We start from the raw sequence: 732 nt of genomic DNA, 5'->3' as shown, positions 1-732 counted from the left end.
GCTATCCCAACACTTCGATGAAATGCTAAGCAGTTTTGAGCATGTATTGGAGCAGATTCACCAGGCTGCAAGTCAAACAAGCCAGTCTTCTGCTGAACTGACAGTCGCTAGCCAAGATAATTCAAGAAGCCTCGACGAGCAACAAGCTCTTATTGAACTTGTCGCTACAGCTATGACGGAAATGGCTGCTTCTATTTCAGAAGTCGCCGAAAATATCGTCAGCACCTCTGAAAGCGCCAATGAAGCCTATGACGAGACAATCTCTAGTAAAGAAACTGTTAATACCGCCGTCAATGTCGTCGAGTCATTAGAGCAGACAACCAGTAATACAAAAACCGTACTAGATGAACTAAGACAGGATTGCGTAGACGTCAGTAAAGTTATGGAAGTAATTCGTGGTATTGCTGAACAAACCAACCTTCTAGCACTTAATGCTGCCATTGAAGCCGCGAGAGCAGGTGAACAAGGCCGGGGTTTTGCGGTCGTCGCAGATGAAGTCAGAACATTGGCAGGTAAAACCCAAGAATCAACCGAAGAAATTGACATCATCGTTAATAAGCTTCAAGAAAACGCTGAAAATGCGGTGGGTGTGATGGAAGAAAGCCTCTCTAAGGTCCATGAAACTGTAGAGCAAGCCAATACCGCCAACCACTCATTGGAAAATGTCACCAATATGGTCAATCAAATCAATAATATGAGTACCCAAATCGCGACAGCCGCTGAAGAACAAAG

Annotated in this window: 1 protein-coding gene; it reads left to right on the top strand. The window is 44.5% G+C overall.

Translation table 11 applies throughout. From position 1 onward, the window contains the following. Positions 1-732, top strand: a 732-nt coding sequence (locus A3766_RS07535; protein ID WP_231882854.1) for a methyl-accepting chemotaxis protein, incomplete at both ends; no start/stop codon positions are given.

The organism is Oleiphilus sp. HI0132, assembly GCF_001635845.1.
Note: the sequence above shows the minus strand (reverse complement) of the source record. Positions and strands in the feature narration are given on the sequence as shown.